This is a genomic window from Anaerofustis sp. (assembly GCF_019420015.1).
Taxonomy (GTDB): Bacteria; Bacillota; Clostridia; order Eubacteriales; family Anaerofustaceae; genus Anaerofustis.
In genome coordinates this window covers 1-2154 of the sequence record NZ_JAHZIA010000032.1, presented here as the reverse complement: position 1 = coordinate 2154, position 2154 = coordinate 1, and the positions used below count along the sequence as shown (strand labels likewise).

General features: G+C 32.2%; 3 protein-coding genes and 1 pseudogene. 1 reads left to right on the top strand and 3 read right to left on the bottom strand.

Translation table 11 applies throughout. The features are described 5' to 3' along the window. The 3 genes and pseudogenes from QZ357_RS05795 to QZ357_RS05785 form a co-directional block, all read right to left on the bottom strand. Positions 1-380, bottom strand: a pseudogene (locus tag QZ357_RS05795) (hypothetical protein); the annotation flags it as partial. After that, entirely contained in the window at positions 367-936 is a 570-nt protein-coding gene (locus tag QZ357_RS05790; protein ID WP_118013574.1) for a hypothetical protein, read from the bottom strand. The pseudogene QZ357_RS05795 and the gene QZ357_RS05790, both read right to left, overlap by 14 nt. A gap of 63 nt (positions 937-999) precedes the next feature. Continuing rightward, complete coding sequence (locus tag QZ357_RS05785; protein WP_118013575.1) at positions 1000-1233, bottom strand: hypothetical protein; 234 nt, start codon at positions 1231-1233, stop codon at positions 1000-1002. 151 nt (positions 1234-1384) lie between these two features. On the opposite strand from QZ357_RS05785, the gene QZ357_RS05780 reads away from it, so the two are divergent. Further along, positions 1385-2154, top strand: a 770-nt coding sequence (locus QZ357_RS05780) for a hypothetical protein (protein ID WP_290773026.1), incomplete at its 3' end; no start/stop codon positions are given.

The window sequence follows — 2154 nt, the reverse complement described above, 5'->3', positions numbered from 1 at the left end:
ATATATTCATCCCAAATTAGGGTTACCGTATATCTGTTTTTATCTTCTCCTGACTGTCTTTTATGTAAAATCGTATAGACAACCTCTAAGGCTTCTAATGATTTTTTATAAGGATAGTAAAAGGTGCACCCTCTTAAAAAAGCAAATGAATCGTCTTGCTTAAAATCTGCAAAGAAATACTCCGCTTCTGGTGGAGAAGCAAGAATCAGCATTTTCAGACACCAGACAAGTGCATAAGATTTCCCACTACCAGACATACCACATAAAATCATATGGCTATTCGTTTTCAGCGATATATCCGTAAACAAGACATCTCTTTGCCCGTACCCATGCCAAGCGTCATAGTCATACCCAAGTTTAAGAGAATTATTCTTCGTCATACAATACCTCTCTTTCCAACGGCTTTCTTCCTTTTTTACTGTACATCACAATCAACTTTCCGTTATCTTTATTTTTTCCTCCATATTCAAAATCAGGTTTCACAAAATGAAGATTCATACAATCAGCAATCGCTTCTTTGTATTTTCGCCATCGTTCCATAGGAATCTGACTGTAAAATACCCTTATTATTACTCCTGTTTTTCTATCCTTGCTCTTTTTCATCATAACAGGATAACCGTTTCTTAAATCCTGTCCAGTAAAGGCAAGTGCAAGATTATATTCATCACGCTTTGCCGTCATAACTCCAAGCCAATATACTGTAAGAATAAAAAAGATTACGAACAGGGTAGTTCCACCAATCTCCACTATACCACGCAAAAGGGGAAGTATCAGCTTTGGGGCATTGACATAGAAAGCTGATTTCTGAATCCAAAAGCGATAGAAACCTGCCAATACCATTAATGGAAAAAGATTGAGATATGGTCTGGAAATCATCTGTTGTATTGCTAATGAAAATCGAAAATAACACTTTTTTATATTATATATAATCCTCATAATCTCTCCTTTTCTTTTGTCATTGTCAGAGAGGGAGAGTATCTCCCTCCGACAAATGTTACATTACACTTTTGTAATAGATTCGATTTTTCCTTTGTAATTAAAGGAAATCTCCAAAGTATCATTGATTTTTACCTGTTCTGGCAGAGAGATACCTTCTTTGAGGAAGAATTTTTCTGTTCTCAAGCCATGAACATTTTCATCTTTAAAAGCCGCAAAAATATTCATTCCTACAATCTGCTCTCCGTCTTTATTGGTAAAATCAACACCCATAAAACCGAGTAATTTTGCCTGCATAAACTTCACCACCTTTCTGCTTATAAATATATTATTTTTATTGAAGCTCTTGCTTCTTGTTCAATTATAGTGCATAATAGTTAGGGAAAAGTTATGTATAATAAAATTTTTTATTCCAATATTTTCCCCAACTTTTAGAAAGGAGTTTTTTATGGATTTTTCATACACTACACATTTTATTTACCAATCATGTATTACACGAGTACAAAAGGAGCTTGAGCGGAAAAAGCTACATCAGATTTCTATATATCCTTCTGACAAAACACTTGTGAGCACATTCTTTAACTATATGAAGTACATAGAAAAAGGAAAGCCTCCTAAAAATAATCCGTATTTATTGCCGAAACGTTTAATTAAAAATGAAAATACAGACTCTGGAGAACCTTATGGTATTGTTCCAACTTTAGGTATGGAAAAGTTTGAAGTTTTATGGGGCAAAAAAGACACTGAATTTTTAGACCATCTCGAGTTGATTTTTAAATATTTAATTTTAGATATAAAAGAAAATTTGCAAACCAAGTTTCCGAATATAATACTGGTTCTTTATGATTATGTTCCCTTTGCAAAGTATTCTACATTACTTCGTATAAAAAAAGACAACTGTATTTCTTTATTACATACCTTTGGAGTTTATGATGAAATGGTATTACCCGAAAAGATGGACTCTTATTTTTTTGAAGCTGTACAATTTACATATGATAAAAAAGGGTTTAAAGAGGATTTTGAAAAAATTTTTTTTGAATTTGCGAGCCAATTAAAATCATTTATCAATCTTCCTTCAAAATTAAAAAAATTTGTAGAAAGTGATTTTTATGATTTATTTAATAAGTACAAGCCTTCTTCTGATTCTTTAGGATTACGTGTAAAAGAATTAATAGAAAAAGACTTAGTTCTCGGTCTGGAACTTATAAACTCTTCAAA